The sequence below is a fragment of the Cohaesibacter celericrescens genome (genome assembly GCF_002866925.1).
GTDB classification, from domain to species: Bacteria; Pseudomonadota; Alphaproteobacteria; order Rhizobiales; family Cohaesibacteraceae; genus Cohaesibacter; species Cohaesibacter celericrescens.
In genome coordinates this window covers 1-20423 of the sequence record NZ_PKUQ01000022.1, presented here as the reverse complement: position 1 = coordinate 20423, position 20423 = coordinate 1, and the positions used below count along the sequence as shown (strand labels likewise).

The window sequence follows — 20423 nt, the reverse complement described above, 5'->3', positions numbered from 1 at the left end:
TGCATCGGTAAAACACATCATGGCCAGACCCAAGAAAAGGATCTGGCCATAGTTTGTCTGGATTGATTCCCGTGCCGATGAAAATTTACCACTTGATGTGTAAATCCTTCGATGTTGAAAGAACCCTCTTGGCTGTATTAGCTTTACCAGCCAGATCCCTTAATGCATTGCTCCATGGCGGCGTCACCAGCCGCAAAATAGTTGTTAATGCATTGGGACATGACGACCTTGCATTGTTCCACGTCCGCAGGCCCATAATTTGCAACACATATTGTTCCGAGTTGTTCAATCAGAACCTGTTTGTCAGCGTTCGTTTGTGGGGCAACTGCGGATGGCGTGCTGTTTTGTTGTGCTTTATTGGCGCGAACAGCCAAAAGGCAATTGAAAAAGTCCTTTGAACCATATCCGTAACTTGAGCAACCGAGAATTTCTTGTTCTGTCAAATCGGAAAATTTATTTTCCACGCGGCGATTAATGCTCTCGCTCACAATTGCCTCATCGAGACAGTCAAAGTATGGAGAACTGTTTTCGCCATGGGTCTGGGCACAAGAAGATAGATAGCCCATTGGGAGGTTGCCATATGCTGGATTATTGATCCGTGGATCTTGTGCGGCTTGAGGAGTGTTTACGGGGCTGGAGGCGCCGTCTTCAAGCTCTTCAAGGCTATCCATCAAAGCCTGATCCATGCAGTCGTAATAGCGAGTAATGCGTTTTTTATTGCGCATGAACCGGTCACATTTGTTTTTGAGTGCCGGAAGCACCAATGAATAGTCGTTGCTGGCCCTTGGATCACTGGGTTGCGGATTGGTATTATTGGTCGGCTTCTGTGTTGGTTGCACGCATCCTGGCATCATGACACCATTTTGCTTTGAGTAGGTGTCGCGGCCAGATTTAAAGCCGACAACCGCGCCATTTTGTACTTTGAGGCGGAATGGCTGCAAGTTGCCACCCGACGGGCGCAAAACCGAACGGTTCCAATTCGGTGTTAAGGTGATGGTCGGACCACAAAATTCGGTCCAGGTTAGAGAATTGGAATGCTGATTAAATTGAATGTTGCCCGATGTCGCGCTGTTGCTTGAGTATGTGCCAACGACCAACTGACTGTTCGAAGCACCTGCATTGTTGGATGCCTGATAGCCACCATTGTTTTTTGGTTTGTTTTCGTTCTCAATAATTTTTCCAAAGAGATCCAGCACTCCAACCAATACATCGGCACCTGTTGGATTGGTGTTGCTATTGTTGGCCGGATTTGACGGGCGATTGGGCCTTGATGGTCTGCTGGGTCTCGTATTGCGTAGGTTATTGGCTGGGCTAGGCTGCGTTTGAACACACAATTCCTTGGTGCCGGAAACAAAAGTATCGTAGGAACATATGATCCCACCCCATTGGTACCCGCTCTGACCGTTCGCTAGCTCGATAGAAAACCAAGGATACCCTCTATAGATGGAGTTGGTTCGCCTAAACAATGTAACGTCATCGCCTTCCAGCGTGGATGCCACTTGAGTGCCGTTCAAGTTTGGTTCGCTACGCACGCGGCCACCATACGAGCTTGCCAAAACAGGAAGACCTGATTGCGAAGCAACCGTTGGTCGAGATGGTCTAGTTGGTTTTGTTTGAATAGTGGGTCGGATCTGTCTAGTGGGTCTGGTCTGTGTCGTGGGGCGAGTTGGACGCACATTGGTGGTTGGTCTCGTCGGGCGAACCGTCGGACTCTGTTGACCCGTTGTTATGTTGCCGACACCATTTGGCAGGAAGTCGGAAAACACCAAGATCGCGCCATCTTGTCCACGATGTTGAGAAGATGAAACCAACAGGTCATTGCCGTCTATAACCACATTACGTGGATCGATGTCGCCAGTCGTCGAACGAATCTGCCGAATAAATGTCAAATCATGGGCGGAAAACACCCAAATGGTGCCCTTTTGGCCAACTGCGACGACATAGTCTTCATTTGCAGTCATTTTCGCTACGAGCTCGGTTACGCTATAGCGGGAGATCTCTTGGCGGCTGCGTGCATCGATCATAACGATGCTTCCGTCACTATCTGTTGATTCATAGCGGCCACCAGCGAAGACAGAACGGCTGTTTGCGGCCATTGCCCAAGCTTCAATCCCGCCCAAATCCATTTTTTCGAATGTCAGGCGCGACTTGTCGACAATAGAGATAGTTTCATGACGTGCATGACCCACCCAAATTTCTGATCCGACAGTTGCAATCGACTGTGCCCATTCTCCCAAGTTTTGGGATGTCTTCATTTTTCCGGTGCGGCTGTCTATCCTAATAACGCGGCTGCTTTCCGAACTGCAATTTGGCATACCCAGTACAAATATATTTCTGCCCGATGCAGTCATTGTTTCGGGACAATCGGTCAGCCTGGCCAGCGCTGTTTTGCGACCGTTTCTGTTGTGCTTTAGCAGCACTTTGTCGGTTGCAACCAGAGTGTAGGCATTACGACCAATGACAAGAGAATTGATAGGAAGCCTTCCGACTTTAAAGCGGTTATCAATGCGCCCCGTTCTGTAGTTCACCTTTGCAAGTGTTCTTTGACCACTCTCAGGGACCCACAAATCATTGCCATCAAGCGCAAAGCTGCCAACCCATTTTCCCAGTTCAATAATGCGTGGAGCCAATACGACTTCATCGCCCACGAACGGTGCGCCTAAGGGGTTATTGATCCTTGGTATATTGGGAGCCGGTCTGGTAACAACGGGACGATTGGGAATTTGATTGAATTGACCATTGCCAGAAGCTGCGGGAGCATCACCACAGTCAAACCCAGGGCTTTCTTCTCCTGGGCGAAAGCCGCATTCCATGATCATCGCGCGAATGTCTGATGCATCAGGTTCACGTGATGAATTCGGTAATCGTGCCGCAGCCGAGCGACATTCGTCTTCACCACGTTTGATGCGGTTCGGAAGGCTCATGCTAGAGGGGAGCGTCCCCGCGACCAGCTCGAGGCAAACAATATAGCGCAAAACAGCACTGTTGCGGGAATTGGTAACATACTGCGCATCTTTGGTGCCGTAGCTTTGAGCCATAGCGCCGGATGAAAGCAATAGGCACGATAGAGTTGCCAAGATAAAAGAAAGAATGAGCCTCAAATTATACAACGACATGCCCCCAAATAATAATAATTATACGGCACCATCAAAGTTACCGTACCCTTCAGTGAAATATGTACTTTTACTGAATATCATTAATAGGAGGAAATAGGAACGAAAACTATAAGATATTAGGCGAGTAGAACCAAAAACAACGACATAATACTAAATGTAAACTGCCGTTTAAGGTTGAATGAGTCTGATGATTGGTACGAACAAGCGTTGCAATACGCCAGATATACTATTGTACGCTCTGATGCTCGTTCGTACCTGTATGTTCCATATCAGCGCTGGCTAGTGGCCCAGTTAGGGTTCATCCAGGGCGTGCTGTTGTCCTTTGGTAATGAAGTCCCCAATATATGATCTGCGGCCTTTTCACCTACCATGATGGAAGGGCCATTCAGATTGCCGTTTGGAATGCGCGGAAAGATCGAACTATCCGCGACACGCAGGCCCTCAACACCGATTACACGGCAGTCGGGATCTACCACAGCCATAGGGTCATCAATCGCGCCCATCTTGCATGTGCCGCAAGGATGGAAAGCACTTTCGACGTCCTCTCGGATGAAGTCGTTTAGCGCTGCCTCGCTGGTGACGTTATCGCCAGGTTGGATTTCTTTGCCTCGATAGGGGGCAAAAGCTTCTTGACCGAACAACTCACGCGTGAGTGCGATGCAGGTGCGGAAATCGCGCCAGTCATCCTCATGTGACATATAGTTGAAGAGGATTCTAGGATCATCATTCGGGTTGGATGAGTTTAGAGTCACCGCGCCGCGAGATTTAGATCGCATGGGTCCAACATGCGCTTGGTAGCCATGCCCTTCTGCTGCCACTTGCCCGTCGTAACGCACAGCTATGGGAAGAAAGTGGAACTGAATATCTGGATATTCAATGCCTGCTGCCGAGCGCACAAAGGCTCCGCTTTCAAACTGGTTAGAAGCACCCAGCCCTTTGCGGGTGAACAACCACTGGGCCCCGATCAGTCCTTTGCCGATCAGATTCCAGTATTTGAACAGGGTGATCGGCTGGATACAGGCCTGCTGAATATAAAGCTCTAGATGATCTTGCAGGTTTTGGCCCACGCCGGGCCGGTCCGCAACAATTTCGATGCCATGCTCAGCCAGATGCGCGGCAGGACCAACACCTGACAGCATAAGCAGTTTTGGCGAATTGATCGAAGATGCCGCCACAATCACTTCCTTATCGGCGTGGATTGTTTCGATGTGACCTTTGCGTTTGATCTCGACACCACAGGCACGTTTGTCCTTGATGACGATTTTTTGCGCCAGACCGCGCACCATTGTATAGTTTTCTTTGTCCTGAATAGGCTTGAGATAGGCCTTTACGGTGGACCAGCGATCGCCTTTCCAAATGGTCGCTTCAAGTGGGCCAAACCCTTCTTGCTGCTCCCCATTATAGTCGTCCGTCATTTGGTAGCCAGCCTGGCGACCGGCCTCTTCAAAGGCTTTGATCAATGGGTTTTTACGTGGACCACGTGTCACATAGAGCGGACCATCGGTGCCGCGCCAGCTGGCGTCGCCCCCATGTCCGCCAGAATGCCAGTTTTCCATGCGCTTGAAATAGGGGAGCACATCGGAATAGGACCAGCCGGTCGCACCATTATCATGCCAGTGATCAAAGTCGCAGGCGTGACCGCGCACATAGACCATGCCGTTGATGGAAGAGGTGCCGCCGATCACTTTGCCGCGCGGGGTGACGAGACTGCGTCCGCCCAAATGGGGTTCTGGTTCACTTTTAAAACCCCAGTCATAAATCGGCATATTCATCGGATAGGACAGGGCGGCCGGCATTTGAATAAACGGCCCCATGTCGGTGCCACCTTGTTCGATGACAATCACCGATTTGCCGGCTTCGACCAAACGATAAGCGATTGCCGCACCGGCAGAACCGGACCCAATAATTACATAATCTGCACGCATCAGAATGCTGCCTCCGTATCGCCCAAACACACATAGACGGATTTAAGTTGGCTATAGTGATCTATAGCTGCTTTTGAATTTTCTCTGCCGACACCAGACATTTTGACACCGCCAAAAGGTGCTTCGACTGGCGTTAAATTATAGGCGTTTATGTAGCAAGTCCCTGCCTCAAAGGCCGCTGCAACACGATGAGCGCGGGTCAGATCTTGGGTGAACACACCCGCAGCTAGACCGAACTCCGTATCATTGGCCCGGCGGATCGCTTCTTCTTCTGTTGCAAACGAAAGCACCGACATGACGGGCCCGAAAATTTCTTCGCGCGCGATGGTCATGTCATCGGTTACATCGGCAAAAACGGTCGGTTCAATATAAAATCCTGCTCCGTCAATCGACTTGCCGCCGGCAACAAGGGTTGCGCCTTCTTGGATGCCTTTTTCGATATACCCTAATACAATGGCTCGTTGACGCTCTGAAACCATTGGCCCGATGGTCGTGGTTTCACCCATAGGATCTCCTATGATTGCGCGTTTCATGCGTTCAGTCAGGCGCGCTATAAAAGCGTCCTTAATCTCGTCTTGCACAAACACGCGTGTACCATTTGAACAGATCTGACCGGTAGAGTAGAAATTACCATTGATAGCAGCAGACACCGCATTTTCCAGATTTGCATCATCAAAGATTACGATAGGGGATTTGCCACCCAGCTCCATCGTTGCATGCTTGAGGCCTTGTGCTGCTGCGGCATAAACCTTTTGGCCTGTTGGCACCGAGCCAGTGAGTGAAACTTTGTCAATGCGTGGGTCGGTTACCAAAGCCGCGCCAACATCCCCATGCCCCTGAACCACGTTGAACAGGCCAGCCGGCGCACCGGCTTCAACAAGAATCTCAGCAAGTTTAAGGGCTGATAATGGTGTCATTTCAGACGGTTTGAAAATCATTGCATTGCCACATGCCAGAGCCGGGGCGGCTTTCCAAGAGGCAATCTGGATGGGATAATTCCAAGCGCCAATGCCAACGCAAACACCAAGTGCTTCGCGGCGGGTATAAACAAAGTCACCACCGGCCAGAGGTATGTGCTCGCCGGTTAATGTGCCAGCCAAGCCACCAAAATATTCAAGGGCATCGGCGCCAGACAAAGCGTCGGCGATTAGCGTTTCAGACATGGGTTTGCCAGTGTCGTGGGTTTCCAACTCAGACAAACTGCGATTGCGCTCTCGCATAATATGAGCCGCGCGCACCATTATGCGACCGCGCTCGGAACCAGACAAAAACGCCCATTGCTTTTGTGCTATTTGCGCGGATTGGATTGCTTGCTCAATAATGGACGCTGTTGCACCATACACCTTGGCTATTTCTTGGCCTGTGGCTGGATAAATCACCGGTATTTCGCGGCCGTCAAGGTCGTCAATATAGGTCCCATTCACGTAGTGACTGGCGGCGGGCTGATAAGCGGTGCTCATGCAAGGCTACTCCTGAGGTTTGGCAATGGGGTCCATCGGGCTAGGACAAGCCTCGTCGATAGAAATGTCGTCATTTTCGTGAATTTCTGTACACTCCGCTTCGATGGCGCGCATGATATGCTGCGCGCCCTCCAGTCCTTCAGTCGAAGTGTCATCAAGGGCATAGCGAAGATAAAGTCCATCAATCAGACCAGATATGCGTCGGGCTACGTCTGGTGCGCGCTCCCCCACCAATGTGCGCAAGTCATAGACCAAATTACTGTGCAAACGGCGTTGATAGATATAGAGCAACCGTTTCGCTTGGGGCGACTTCAAGGCTAGAGTGTAAAAATTCAACCAAGCAGAAATAGACCCTCGCCGAAAACTGCTATGATCAAAGCTGGCGTTGGCAATGGCTTCCAACCGGTTGCGAGAACCAGAGGATTTCGCCAATGCAAGGCGTACATCACGGCCATAATTGGAAAGAATTTCCCGCATTGCCGCTAAAAACAAACTGTCCTTGTCTTTAAAATAGTGGAAGGCAAGGCCTGAAGACACGCCAGCGCTTTTTGCAATCTGGCTTGTGGTTACATTCAAAGAGCCATTGGCCGCGATCTCGCGGATCGTTGCAGCAATGAGTTCTGAGCGCCGTTCATGTTCAGATTTTCTGGACAAATTCTGGTCTTTTCTAAAATAGGTTGCAAATTGCATTTATCTTGTTATTTATTGACTAGTCAATCAATAACTTTCCTATAAATATAACATTTCTAAAAAATCATACAGAGAGAGACATCATGAAACTGGCTATTGCCGCTTCCATCCTTGCCCTGTCCACGAGCGCAGCGCTTGCTGCTGACTGCTCAAAAGTGACATTCTCTGACGTTGGGTGGACCGATATCACCGCAACCACGGCCGCGACTTCTGTTGTATTGGAAGCGCTCGGATATAAAACCGAAACCAAAATTCTGTCCGTACCCGTCACTTATATTTCGCTTGCAGAAGGCGACGTGGATGTTTTTCTGGGGAACTGGATGCCAACCATGGAGGCGGACATTGCGCCTTATCGTGAAAAAGGCACTGTCGAAACCGTTCGTACCAATCTTGAGGGCGCAAAATACACCTTGGCGACCAATGCTGCGGGCGCCGCACTCGGCATCACTGATTTCGCATCTATTGCCAAACATGCTGACGCATTGGATGGCAAGATTTATGGCATCGAACCGGGCAACGATGGCAACCGTTTGATCCTCGAAATGATCGAAAAAGACGCTTTTGGTCTAAAAGAATTTTCTGTTCGTGAAAGCTCGGAGCAGGGCATGCTGAGTCAAGTTGACCGGTTAAGCAAAAGAGACAAGCCGATTGTCTTTTTGGGTTGGGAACCACACCCAATGAATGCCAATTTTAAACTGACCTATCTTGCCGGTGGCGATGATGTCTTTGGTCCTAATTTTGGCGGGGCGACTGTGCACACCAACACCCGCGCAGGCTACACCAAAGATTGCACCAATGTCGGCAAGCTTCTGACCAACCTTGAATTTTCGTTGGCGATGGAAAACGAAATCATGGGCGCTATCCTTAATGATGGCGAAAAAGCCCCAAGCGCTGCGCAGGCCTGGCTCAAAGCCAACCCTTCGGTTCTAGATGGATGGCTTGATGGTGTTAAAACGCTTGACGGTGGCGAAGCAATGCCAGCTGTCAAACAAGCGCTCGGACTTTAGAGCTGCTACTCATTAACAGGGCCCCGCCAAGTGCGGGGCTTTGTGCTTTTTGTCCGAGACTGCAAGACTAAAGGAATGATATTTTGGATTGGCTCCAGACGAACAAGATCCCGATTGGTGACTTGGCAAGCATCATCTTCGAGTGGATACGAACCCATGCGGAAAGGGGTCTTGATGGGCTGAGTTGGGCCTTGGAGGGGATGATCGACGGCATTTTGTGGGTGCTGCAAACCCCACATCCACTAATTATCATTGCGGTTTTTATCGGTGTGACCTGGTTGCTTCAGCGTAGTTGGAAAACATGCTTGCTTGTCGCGTTGGGTTTGCTGTTCATCATCAATCAGGGATACTGGCAAGAAACAACCGAGAGTTTGACACTTGTTTTATCTTCTTGTGCCGTTTGTATGGCCATCGGTGTGCCGATCGGCATTGCTGCGGCGCATCGCCCCAAACTTTATGCTGCGTTGCGCCCTGTGCTTGATTTGATGCAGACCCTGCCGACCTTCGTCTATTTGATACCAGCCATCGTCTTTTTTGGTATCGGCATGGTGCCTGGGCTCATTGCGACGGTTGTTTTTGTTCTTCCCGCCCCCATACGGCTGACACAACTGGGCGTGTCTTCGACGCCAGAAAGCTTAATTGAGGCCGTGCGCGCCTTTGGCGGGTCAGAGCGCGATGTTTTGTATAAAGTTGAATTGCCATATGCCATGTCGCAAATTATGGCCGGGCTTAATCAGACGATCATGCTGGCCCTGTCTATGGTGGTGATTGCGGCTTTGGTCGGAGCCGATGGGCTTGGCGTGCCTGTCGTTCGGGCGCTCAATCAAGTCAATACCAGCCTTGGGTTTGAAAGTGGCTTTGTCATCGTTGTAGTCGCTATCGTTCTTGACCGGATGCTTAATCGAGGAACTGAACAATGACCGTGGCTGTGAAAATAGACAATGTTTCGATCGTTTTTGGCGAGGCGCCAGAAACGGCTTTGCCATTGATGGATCAGGGTTTGGATCGCAACGAAATTCAGGATCAAACCAATCAAATCCTCGGGGTGCATGATTGCTCGGTCGAAGTAGAAGAAGGCGAAATTTTTGTCCTTATGGGTCTGTCCGGATCTGGCAAGTCGACCCTTTTGCGCGCAGTGAATGGTCTCAATTCTGTCGTTCGGGGCGATGTGTTGGTCAATGATGGCGGTGCTCTGGTCAACGTTACTCAAGCCAGCTCAACGGAATTGCGCCGCATGCGCCGTGAGCGGGTGGCGATGGTCTTCCAGCAATTCGGTCTTTTGCCCTGGCGCACGGTCATCGAAAATGTCGGGCTGGGATTGGAATTGGGAGGTATATCCAAACAACGGCGGCGCGAAGCTGTCATGGAACAACTGTCTCTTGTTGGTCTGGAAGACTGGGCTGATAGCAAAATTAGTGAGTTGTCCGGTGGAATGCAGCAACGCGTCGGGCTTGCTCGGGCCTTTGCAACAAATGCTCCCATTCTATTGATGGATGAGCCATTCTCGGCGCTGGATCCCCTAATCAGAAACAAATTGCAAGACGAGCTTTTAGAGCTGCAAGACAAACTCAAACGCACGATTATTTTTGTCAGCCATGACTTGGATGAAGCGTTCAAACTTGGCAATCGTATTGCCATTATGGAAGGAGGGCGCATTGTTCAATGCGGGAAACCCCAGGAGATTTTTGCTCATCCATCCAATGACTATGTGACTGATTTTGTCTCAAACATGAATCCACTCGGCGTTCTGAGAGCGTGCGATGTAATGGATGAAACACAATCTGATACCTACAGTGAGACTGTTGAATCAGGTAAGCTGTTGGCAGATATTCTCGAGGTGATTTCTGCTTCAGAGGCGGCAATAGGGGTTGTGAGATCAGGCGAGATTATTGGGCAGCTGACATCCCGCAGCGTGTTGAACCATTTATCCGTGCACGTTGGTGAAGACAGCCAATAGGCAAACGCCGACAACAGTCTATAAAACCGCGGACAGCCTATTGCCTAGGGCATTGCTTAGTTGATCAACCCGCGTTTCTTGAGGAGCTTTTCTACCTCAGCAACCGAATAACGCTTTAGTTGCCATCGTCTTAGTCTGTCTTTGGCATTTTCATCTGTGGGTACGGCCCAAGCCAGAGGAATCCCCGCAGGCCAATGGTCAGGATTGCGGTCCAGTTTATGGCTTATGAGTGTGCCGCGTTTTGCTTTGGAGTTAAAAGCTTCTGGAGTGTGCACCAAAGGCAACTGGCCGATCGCCGCAATATCTAGAGCCTGTTTGGCGTTAGAGGCTAAAGCGCTGCCTGCTGTCTGATCCGAAGAACTGGAAACTGTTGCCGGCGTAAAACGCGCTTTTGCAACGCGCTTAGCATCGGGCGCTATTATGGCCTTTGCGATCATAGAAAGGGGCGCTGAGCCGCCACAAGTCGCAGCTGCCCTTTGGTATTTTTTCTTGCTTGCTAGGTGTTCTTGGCGAAAATTTCCACAAAGCTGTCGGGTGTAAAGATGCTCCGCCGCAGCTTTGGTGCAATATAGGCCCGAGCCATCCGTTTGAGCCATAAAACGAACGCCGCTGGATCCAGACTTTTTGTTATCAAACTGATTGGCCAAACCATTGAGAATAGCAATGCGGCGCGCACCATGTCTGCCCTTTATTCGCGTAGGCTGCATGTGGGTTGAATTGATAGGAACGGCTTCAATAGCTGCAATTTGAGGGCGTGCTCCTGTTTTTTGCGTAAAGTGAACCCGCACAAGAAGGCTGTAGTTATGGCAACCATTTTTGCCGTTCATATTAGCCGTGCCTTGATGATTGAAGTTGCCAAGACCATAAATGATCAGACGGCCATTCATTATTTCGATACCTCTGGAAACATGCGCGTGGTGACCGATCATGACGTTGGCGTCGGCATTCCGCACAAACTGTCGTATCATTTGCACTTCACGCCCAGAGGGGCGAATATGACGCTCTGGGCCGTGATGTACCGATAATAACCGCAAATCTGCAGGTGCTTGGCTTAGGTTATTTGCTAGAAGTTGACGATCTTTAGGACTGAACAAATTGAGTTGACCTGGGCGTTTGTCTGTTGCGCGTTGAATCCCGCCTCCACCAGCGCCAATCCCAACCGCACCAAAGGCTACTCGGAGCGTGTCTCTTTGAAAGACCGGTGTGCGGGCGGCCTGTTTATGATTATTGCCGATGCCTGCGTGCGCGAGCAGCCCTTTGGATAACAAAGCATTTGCATGGCGCACAGAGTCCCGAACACCGTCTTGCCCATAATCAAAGGCGTGATTGTTGGCCATGGAAAACAGGTTGAACCCTGCATCCACCAGATGACGCACGCCGTTTGGGTGTGTCATAAAATTGTATTTCTTGGAAACAGGCTTCAGCTTTGATGACGCCGAAATCACGGTTTCTATATTGGCAAAATTTATGTCACCATTGATCTCTGACTTAATAGACTTCAAGGTCTGTTCAAATGTCAGCGCTCTACCGTATTTATAAACCTTGTCTGGCAAAGGTTTTGCTCTGCTGGGCGCAAATCCCGTATCCCCAACCATCACTAAGGTAAAATGCTCGGATCCTTCTGTTTTTGCCGAAAAATCGACGGATTTGTCTATTTTTGTGGTCATCGCAAGGTATGTGTGCGGTTTTCCTGCGTGCATATCCAAACGGATACTCGCGGGTCTGATAGTCTCAGATGCGGAGGAGACCGAAACACCAACTGATGACGCAAAAATTGCTGAAAGTACGTGCTTAACTAGAAACGAATTTCTATCCCAATGACAAGATATACTCATAAAACCCCGCAATATTATGGTCAGGTTTGTTATGTAAAATAATACGAATTCAAAATACTACAAAATGAATTGTATAGCAGTGGTTTGTTGAATAATGGTAAATATGGACGGTTTATATTCAATATCGCGCAGTATTGAATGATTGGGTTTTCTGTTTCGATCACAATTTTATTTGAGCTGGTTTGCGTCTGGCTGCAAAGTTTTTTGCTGTTCAGCCTAGCGTTTGAGCGGGGTGTTCGCGCTGGATCATTGAATAGTCGCCCAAATATCGTCCCAGTAAAGCAGTAAGCTGGTGTGAAATCATTTGTTGGTTAGACAATGCATCTGCATTAAATTGCTTGGATTACATGGATTTGTCGCTGGTTTGTTTGGGTCTTTAGGGAATATTAAGCATAAAAAGGCATTCTAAATTTAGACGGGCATCGCCAATAGTTTCTTTGTCGTTGTTCTTGAGTAAGGAAAATCTGCAACGGCGCCGATTTGGCCGCACTGCATGAGTAGAGAGCCAGTCCTATGTCTTCAAATCAGATGAAAATTACGCCATATTCTGAGGCGGAAGAACTTGAACTCATGGACACTCGATACATACGTGCACAGGCGATGCGCCAAAGCACTCGACCCGAGCCGTCATCCGCAGCCAGTCAGAAAATACAACCATCGGCGCAAAACACGAATATTCATTTGCTGCACAATACCCAGGCGATACCAGCGCAAACTGCTCCCGTATATAGTTCTGGGCAAGACTCTCCTATCCCACAGTCTGCACCCCCACAGAGGGCTCATGCGCCTCATGTTCATCATGCGTCGCCACCGGTACAAGGGCAGATACCTAATCGGGCATCCGCAGCCTCCACAACCGCTACCTCAAACAAACATCGTCAAGAAACTGTTCTGACCGGAGCTCTTTTGATTGGTTTCGTTGTTCTTGGTCTGTTGGTGGTAGTCTCGATCATGGGGTTGTTCTTGCTCAATAACGAAACCAACAAGGGGCTTTCGCGACCGGATCAGGCTTTACATTTATCCGACAATGGGTTGACGTCGGCACTCACGTCGCAAGACCAAACTGCGACCCGCCGCAGCGTGCAAAAAATCATTGCCCTGGAAGAACAAAATCGACGCATGCAACTTGAATTGATGATGTTGCGCAAGAAAAATGCTGACATGACATCCGCATTGTCCGAAATCAAGACGCTCTATTCTGCTCTGCGTATCGACAACAGTTGGGTGCTGGTCAAAAAGGACCTCGCCAGTGCAATGCCAATGCAAGATACGCAGAAGCCCTTTGATCCCATACTATATTCCGATTTCCCTTTGCTGTCCGAAGAAGAAGTGCTATCAGAAATTCAGCTCTCGATTTTGGCAGGTGGGGTTGAGAATGCGTTGTCGTTCAAAGAACGCGATCAATCTATAGTCAATAAATCAAGCGACATGGTTCTGGCCAAGCTAACCAATTTGCCAGAGGTTGCGGCACCTACAGGCAATAGTATTCAAGGAGCCGTTGCAAACTTGGCTCCCGAGACTGCTGGGCAGGAAGTAAATGTTGCGACTGTTGCTGTTCCCATGGGCTTAGGATCGGACGCGACAGAAGGTGATATTCTGCGCTTGCCGCTTTCAAAGCCTGCCGTACTGGAAAATCTGCAAGCTCAGCAGCCGATGAAACTGGCTTCTATTTCTCCGCTTGCTGGTTTTGAACCAGATCAAGCGCCGCAACAACCAACAGGCCCTTTGACCGGTAACACTGCTCGGTTCTTGGCCAAAATGAAGGCGCTGAAATCCGGTCAGCTCAATGAGACCATCACTATTTTGCACATTGGTGATAGCCATATTGCTTCTGATTCATTTACACGAGGGATTCGTCGTCGTCTGCAATCGCTTTATGGAGATGCAGGCCGAGGCGCCGTTATTCCCGCCAATGCTTATAAATATGCACATGCAGACGGTGTGTCTTTAACGGCCAGTCGCGGCTGGTCTTCGGCTAATTCATTGCGCGTGAAAAGCGGTCCCTATGGGCTCTCTGGTGTTCGGGTCAGTACGTCATCAACCGGTGCAAAAATGACATTGACCTCAAAAAGCGGAATGTTTGATTGGGCTGAAGTAACACTCTATGTCGGCCCCAAACAGGGCAATGTAACCATCGCCACGCAAGGTGGCAGCAAAAAAATATCCGCTCGGGCAACCAAAGTTGGTTCTAAAACTGTTCGCATAGAAGGACGTTCAAAAACCTTGACTGTAACCCATGGCGGCGGCGGTGCGACCACCGTCCTTAATTGGGCTTCTGGAAGAAACAAGCCTGGCATTCAATATGTCAACTTCGGTTTGTCTGGCGCAACGGCGTCGGTCACAAAGCGCTGGTCTGATACGTTGTTGGCCAATGATATCAAACGACTAGATCCGGATTTGATCATTTATGGTTATGGTACCAATGAGGGCTATAACGACAATTTGAATATGGCTTCCTATCGCAAGTTGGCAAGTGGTTTTGTCGGTAAGCTGCGTGCAGCAGCCCCAGCTGCTGCCGTTATGTTCATCGGCCCAGCAGACGGAGCACGTCGCCGTTCTAGCACTATTTCTTGCGGGGGTGGCTGGTACACACCTAAAAAACTGGGCGCAGTACGTAGTACACTCCAATCGATGGCTAACGAAAATGCTGGACTGTTTTGGGATTGGGCATCTGCTATGGGTGGGCGCTGTGGTGCTGCCAAATGGTCGACACAAAGCCCAAGACTGGTTGCTAAGGATCGGGTTCATCTGACCCCAAAGGGCTATGACAAAAGTGCAGCAGCCTTTGTTGCCTTTTTGGATGGTCAAGTCAAAAATAGCTTGAAAGTTGTGTCAAATTGATCATCACTATCGCAACGGGAGTATACGTTTAGTCGCTCTTTTACTGGTTAGTGGTTGATAACAATGCTGTTTCCAACTATCGATTTTGGACTGTTTTTTCTCGTCGTTTTTTTTGCGTCGTGGTCACTAAGGCGATTCAGCTCTAGCCGTAAACAGCTTTTGCTGGTTGCTAGTTATTTTTTCTATGGCTATTGGGACTGGAAATTCTGTTCCTTGCTTCTTTTTAATGCCATCGTGAGCTATATCGGTGGTGTGCTGATAGATGGTAGCGACAGGCAGCGCAAGAAAAAGCAGATACTCACCCTTGTTGTTGCAATCGATTTGGCCCTGCTGGGTTATTTTAAATACGCTGGCTTTTTTGTCGACAGTTTGCGAGCGCTTCTCGAGCGACTTGGTTTGGAGCGCGAGCTGCCGCTAATGGAGGTCATTCTTCCTGTCGGGATTTCCTTTTTCACATTCCAGAGCATTTCCTATGTCGTGGATGTGTATCGCAAAGAGATTCCAGCGAGCCGCTCTTTTGTTGATCTCGCGTTGTACATTTCCTTCTTTCCGCAATTGGTGGCAGGACCCATCGTGCGTGCGGCGCACTTCATGCCTCAACTAGACAAACGCCCAGTTTTAACCCGTCGTTTCATGGCAAAAGGCCTGTTTCTCATTTTGATCGGCCTCTTTAAAAAGATGGTTTTGGCCAACTATCTCGCCACACTTTATGTTGACGAAATTTTTATGGCCCCCGAATTTGCATCAAGTCTGGAATTGGTGGTGGCTGTCTATGCCTATGCGGGCCAGATCTACTGTGATTTTTCCGGTTACAGCGACATTGCGATCGGCTTGGCCGCACTGATGGGATATCACTTTAAGCGCAATTTCAATCAGCCCTATCGAGCCGCATCCTTACAAGAATTTTGGCAGAGATGGCACATATCGCTGTCTCAATGGTTGCGGGATTATCTCTATATTCCGTTGGGCGGCAGCCGCAATGGCACCAAAATGACCTATCGCAACCTGTTCCTTACAATGTTTTTAGGTGGCATATGGCATGGAGCCGCTATGACATTTGTTCTTTGGGGGGGGATCCATGGCCTTGCTCTGATCCTAGAGCGTATGAGCGGTTTCGCCCGTTGGACAAAGGATGGGCTAGGGCGCTTCGTAGGTATCATGGTAACATTTCACATTGTTTGTCTCGCGTGGATTTTCTTCCGCGCTTCTTCTCTGACACTGGCGCTTGACTATTTGCGTGCAATCGGGGAAGCGACAACGACCATTACCACGCTTACCCCCTTTGTCGCAGCGCTTGTCATAATCTGTGCAATCGGGCAGTTTATGCCAAGAGCTAGTTATGAACGTATCAGTCACTTTATGTCTCGTTCAGGCCATTTGGGCATGGCACTGATCTTTTCGTTCGGGCTTGTGCTCATACAATGGATTTCACCATCGGGCACCGCTCCCTTTATCTATTTTCAGTTTTAGGAGTGATCATGTCGGACATGACTATGATGAAAGACAAGACCATGGATAGGGTTGCTGCTACCTTGGCAGCATTCCTCTTTGCCGCTTTCCTGCTTGCTCTGTTTGACGCGTCTGACCTTGTCAGTTGGTCATATGACTTGCCGATCAACCGCTTAACCGAAGCATTGGTCATCATTATTGAAAAGTGGGCGGGTTGGATGGAGGAGACTGGTCTTCTGGCGATATCCGAAACAATAGCTGATTGGATGCAATGGCTTCAGGAGCTATCATTTTAGCTGATCCAAATAATGTTATAATCTAACCAGGTCTATTTGCTGCTGCAATCGTTAGTGTTGCCTAATTAACCGTTACAATAAAAATTAAATTGTGTATCTTGAGGAATGCAACCTCGTCGAATAGTATTCGAACAGTTATTTCATGTTTTCACACCGAGATATTTTATGATGTTTAACTCACACACTTTGAAGTCGCGCAGTGTCATAAATGTTGCTGTTTGTGTTGTTTCTTTTTTATTGATTTCAACGCCCGTTTGGGCAGAAAAAACGTTGCAAAATGGAGATGTTAAAGAAGAGACGAAACCTCATCAACCCGTAACAGTTGCTATCTTGGGGGACTCTCTCGCCGTTGGCTTGCATTCGGGCATTGTTCAGGTGGCGAGAGATACTGAAAATATCAAGGTAAAAAAGTATTCGCGCGTCAATACTGGTCTGGTAAGATATGACCGTTACAACTGGACTGCTGCTGCGCAAAAAATCTCGAAGAAAGACAATTCAAATATATATATTATGATGTTTGGGGCCAATGATCTGCAGTCTATTCGGGAAAAATCCAAACGTCACCATTTTCAATCAGAAGGTTGGGTCAAGCGTTACAATGAACGCCTTGATGGTATTATAAAAGCGGTCAAGAAACCTGACCGTAAAATCTACTGGGTCGGGTTGCCGATTGTTGGAAAAAGCAATTTTGCTACTGGCTACAAGTATCTCAATGATATTTTCAAAAAACGCGCAAATGCTAATGGCATAACCTACATCAGCAGCTGGGATTGGTTCGCGTCTGAAAGCGGGACTTTCCAAATGAGTGGCAAAGGCGCGGATGGAAAGAAGAAGATGCTGCGAGCGCAAGACAAAGTCCATTTTACGCCACAGGGCTATCTGGATCTTGGGCGGTATGTCGCCAAAGAAATCAGTTTGCTAGAGTAAAGCCTGACGACTTGATCAAACCGTCTTTTCCCAAGGACCTGTAATATAGTGTTTGATGTGCCAACAGTGGCGACTTTCTTCAGCTCCTAAATCGTTCCTTCTTCGCCAATGACCGGGTGAAGAAGGTTTTTTTTGGAGGGGGCAGGACTTATCCTAGCATGAATGATCTTCAGAGCGCTCAGAATAGGGGGGGGCTATGAAAAGATGTGTCTGGAGCGGCTAGTTGGCAGTGTAAGTTGACCTATTTTTCTCGCAAACCATCAAAATTTTTAGCAAATAAAAATCGCCCAAATATTAGGCGTAAATTTGGCGGTATTTAGATTTGTCTTATTAATCATTTGTCCGTGTTGAAGGATTTTCAATTCTTGAGCCGCTTAAATGAGGTATTTCTAGAAGGGTAGTGGATTGAAAAATAAACCAATAGGTTGCAAGTTTGGGGTGTGTTTGCAATTTTCCAGATTTGAAAAGCAGTTAATCAAATATTTATTTTTTTGAAAAGCTAGATTGATAAATTCTCAACCGATCTTGACTTAAAAATTAGGTGTGTTGGTTCAGTTTTGCAATGGCGCTCGTCAGATTGGGAGGCGTGATTGGCCCCCCTTTTTTCAACACTCTATGTCCGATTTTTTGCAGTAGGCAGGTAAAAAGATAATAAATACAATAGCTAAAGAGAAATAATTCGAACTTCTGACCTTTTGGGCGTTAAGAGAAAAGAGAGTTTTGACAAGTGCTGTCTATATCTAAGATCAGCATGCATTTCAGGTTGGAATGTTTGAATAGATTTCAAACAGTGGTTTCAATGCAAGTTGTGATTTTTGCTGAGAATTTGTCACATTTTTGTAAAGTGTAGCTCCTAATTTCCACAGGGAGAGTTAACCAAACGTTGATTTTAAAGTAGTAAAAGTTGTAATAAGTAGTAGAATATATTGAATAAACTCGTTTTTAAATTTCATGTTTGCCGTTTATCCTGATTTCAGGAATTGATGTATATTAGTTCAGTACTAGGAAAATTGCTATGTTTTTAGGCAATGCATATAACCCGTACGTTGAAGATATCTCTATTTCATTTGGTGGCTCTTCGTCGGAAGAGGTGCTCAAAGAGCGGCTCGAGGAAAGAGCCAAACAAGCAAGACAGGTTGCTCGGACAATCAGTCTGAAGCGTAAAGTGCATTTGTTTTTAAAGCGCATGTTGGATGTTTTGGGTTCAGCTTTTGCGTTGTTGGTTTTGTCTCCATTTTTGTTGTTTGTAATAATTGCTATTCGGTGGGAGACACCGGGCAGTGTGTTCTTTGTTCAGGAACGCTGGGGTAAAGATAAAAGCCGGATTAAAGTCTTCAAGTTTCGCAGTATGTATGCAGGCAAGTGTGACAAATCTGGTGTTGCTCAAACCAAAGAAAATGACAGTCGCATAACCAAAGTCGGCGCGATCCTGCGTAAAACCAATATCGACGAGTTGCCTCAGCTTCTTAACGTACTCAAAGGTGACATGTCGCTGGTTGGTCCTCGATGCCATCCAATTGGAATGCTAGCGCACGGTGAGCGGTACGAAGATTTTGTGCCCTACTATCATACCCGCCATCTCATGAAGCCAGGCATCACAGGTCTCGCTCAGGTGAATGGTTATCGCGGTCCCACCACTACATTCGAGCAAGCTTTTGGACGAATTGATCACGACATTGAATATATTCGTAACTTCAGTGTTTGGATGGATATTGGCCTCGTCTTCAAAACGGTTGCTGTCGAACTTCGTGGCGGCAACGGGTTTTAATTAGCTGTTCTTTGCGATTTTTTTGCATATCAAGTTATTTGCTCCAATTTGCGAGCATCCTCATTTTTTTCACGCGATGTATTCCGGAGTGAGTCATGATTGAGAGAAAAAGTATACTGGTAACTGGCGGTGCCGGTTTCCTTGGTTCTTATTTATGCGAACGTCTTTTGGATCAAGGGCATGAAGTGCTTTGTCTGGATAATTTTTACACCGGTCAGAAGGCTAATATTGAGCATCTTCTTGGTCATCCGCGGTTTGAATTGAAGCGCCATGACATTTGCTTCCCGCTGTATGTGGAAGTGGATGAGATATACAATCTAGCTTGCCCAGCTTCTCCCGTTCACTATCAAAAAGATCCGGTGCAAACGACCAAAACAAGTGTTATTGGAGCGATCAACATGTTGGGCCTCGCAAAGCGCGTCGGGGCCAAAATCCTTCAGGCTTCAACGTCCGAAGTGTATGGCGATCCGGAGATACACCCGCAGCCAGAAAGTTATTGGGGCAATGTAAACACCACAGGCATTCGTTCATGTTATGACGAAGGCAAGCGGTGTGCTGAGACGTTGTTTTATGATTACCAGCGTCAAAACAATGTCAATATACGCGTTATGCGCATATTCAACACCTATGGCCCACGGATGCATCCCAATGATGGTCGAGTTGTATCAAATTTCATTATGCAAGCTTTGCAAGGGCAAGACATTACAGTCTATGGCGATGGGGGACAAACCCGCTCTTTCTGTTTTAGAGATGATCTCGTGGAAGGCATGATCCGCTTGATGAATGCTCCTGATGAAACAACCATGCCAATTAATATTGGGAACCCAAATGAGTTCACAATATTACAATTGGCAGAATATGTAATCGAATTGACAGGTTCAAGTTCCAAAATCGTGTTTGAAACATTGCCTCAGGACGATCCGATGCAGCGTCAGCCAATTATTGATTTGGCCAAAAAACATCTGAATTGGGAGCCAAAGGTTGAATTAAAAGAAGGGCTGGCAAAAACCATTTCTTATTTTGATCAATTGCTTGGTCAAAATGAGCCTGATGAAAAAGTGGCAATGCTTGCGGTAACTTAGAAGTTGTTGTTGATGTATATTTAATATTTTTTTGGTTTGGAAAATAGACGTATGAAGATTTCGGTTATCG

At 47.9% G+C, this 20423-nt stretch carries 14 protein-coding genes; 9 read left to right on the top strand and 5 right to left on the bottom strand.

The window, feature by feature from the left end; translation table 11 throughout:
* Window positions 1-143 precede the first annotated feature (143 nt).
* The 4 genes from C0081_RS11340 to betI all read right to left on the bottom strand — a co-directional run bounded on the left by C0081_RS11340 (window position 144) and on the right by betI (window position 7155).
* Window positions 144-3110 carry an SH3 domain-containing protein gene (locus C0081_RS11340; RefSeq protein ID WP_146006447.1) on the bottom strand — a complete coding sequence of 989 codons (2967 nt, stop codon included), beginning with the start codon at window positions 3108-3110 and terminating at the stop codon, window positions 144-146.
* A gap of 275 nt (window positions 3111-3385) precedes the next feature.
* Window positions 3386-5041: a choline dehydrogenase gene (gene betA, locus C0081_RS11335; protein WP_101533951.1), complete on the bottom strand. Its 1656-nt coding sequence runs from the start codon at window positions 5039-5041 to the stop codon at window positions 3386-3388.
* Window positions 5041-6501, bottom strand: coding sequence for a betaine-aldehyde dehydrogenase (gene betB / locus C0081_RS11330; protein WP_101533950.1), 1461 nt, complete (start codon window positions 6499-6501; stop codon window positions 5041-5043). Before betB ends, betA begins: the two co-directional genes overlap by 1 nt.
* A 6-nt stretch (window positions 6502-6507) precedes the next feature.
* Complete coding sequence (gene betI, locus C0081_RS11325) at window positions 6508-7155, bottom strand: transcriptional regulator BetI (protein WP_210200478.1); 648 nt, start codon at window positions 7153-7155, stop codon at window positions 6508-6510.
* Window positions 7156-7274: 119 nt separating this feature from the next.
* On the opposite strand from betI, the gene C0081_RS11320 reads away from it, so the two are divergent.
* The 3 genes from C0081_RS11320 (at window position 7275) to choV (ending at window position 10155) form a co-directional block, all read left to right on the top strand.
* Window positions 7275-8198, top strand: a complete 924-nt coding sequence (locus tag C0081_RS11320) for a choline ABC transporter substrate-binding protein (protein WP_101533948.1) — start codon at window positions 7275-7277, stop codon at window positions 8196-8198.
* 83 nt (window positions 8199-8281) lie between these two features.
* Entirely contained in the window at window positions 8282-9118 is an 837-nt protein-coding gene (gene choW / locus C0081_RS11315; RefSeq protein ID WP_101533947.1) for a choline ABC transporter permease subunit, read from the top strand.
* Window positions 9115-10155 (top strand): choline ABC transporter ATP-binding protein, encoded by a 1041-nt coding sequence (gene choV / locus C0081_RS11310; protein ID WP_101533946.1) that lies wholly within the window; start codon window positions 9115-9117, stop codon window positions 10153-10155. The genes choW and choV overlap by 4 nt, the downstream gene beginning before the upstream one ends.
* A gap of 56 nt (window positions 10156-10211) precedes the next feature.
* Here the strand turns inward: choV and C0081_RS11305 are convergent, their stop codons facing one another.
* Window positions 10212-11822 (bottom strand): CapA family protein, encoded by a 1611-nt coding sequence (locus C0081_RS11305; protein WP_180966854.1) that lies wholly within the window; start codon window positions 11820-11822, stop codon window positions 10212-10214.
* A gap of 1074 nt (window positions 11823-12896) precedes the next feature.
* Here C0081_RS11305 and C0081_RS11300 point away from each other — a divergent pair.
* The 6 genes from C0081_RS11300 to C0081_RS11275 all read left to right on the top strand — a co-directional run bounded on the left by C0081_RS11300 (window position 12897) and on the right by C0081_RS11275 (window position 20353).
* The gene (locus tag C0081_RS11300; protein ID WP_180966853.1) at window positions 12897-14831 is read left to right on the top strand and encodes a GDSL-type esterase/lipase family protein; all 1935 of its coding nucleotides are present in this window, start codon (window positions 12897-12899) and stop codon (window positions 14829-14831) included.
* 213 nt (window positions 14832-15044) lie between these two features.
* Window positions 15045-16301 carry an MBOAT family O-acyltransferase gene (locus C0081_RS11295; RefSeq protein WP_245417930.1) on the top strand — a complete coding sequence of 419 codons (1257 nt, stop codon included), beginning with the start codon at window positions 15045-15047 and terminating at the stop codon, window positions 16299-16301.
* Between the two features lie 8 nt (window positions 16302-16309).
* On the top strand, window positions 16310-16576 hold the full coding sequence (locus C0081_RS11290) for a hypothetical protein (RefSeq protein ID WP_101533942.1): 267 nt from the start codon (window positions 16310-16312) through the stop codon (window positions 16574-16576).
* A 165-nt stretch (window positions 16577-16741) separates the two neighbouring features.
* Complete coding sequence (locus C0081_RS11285) at window positions 16742-17503, top strand: SGNH/GDSL hydrolase family protein (protein ID WP_180966852.1); 762 nt, start codon at window positions 16742-16744, stop codon at window positions 17501-17503.
* Window positions 17504-18518: 1015 nt separating this feature from the next.
* Window positions 18519-19271, top strand: coding sequence for a sugar transferase (locus tag C0081_RS11280; RefSeq protein WP_245417929.1), 753 nt, complete (start codon window positions 18519-18521; stop codon window positions 19269-19271).
* 95 nt (window positions 19272-19366) lie between these two features.
* Entirely contained in the window at window positions 19367-20353 is a 987-nt protein-coding gene (locus C0081_RS11275) for a UDP-glucuronic acid decarboxylase family protein (protein ID WP_101533940.1), read from the top strand.
* The last annotated feature ends 70 nt before the right edge of the window (window positions 20354-20423 follow it).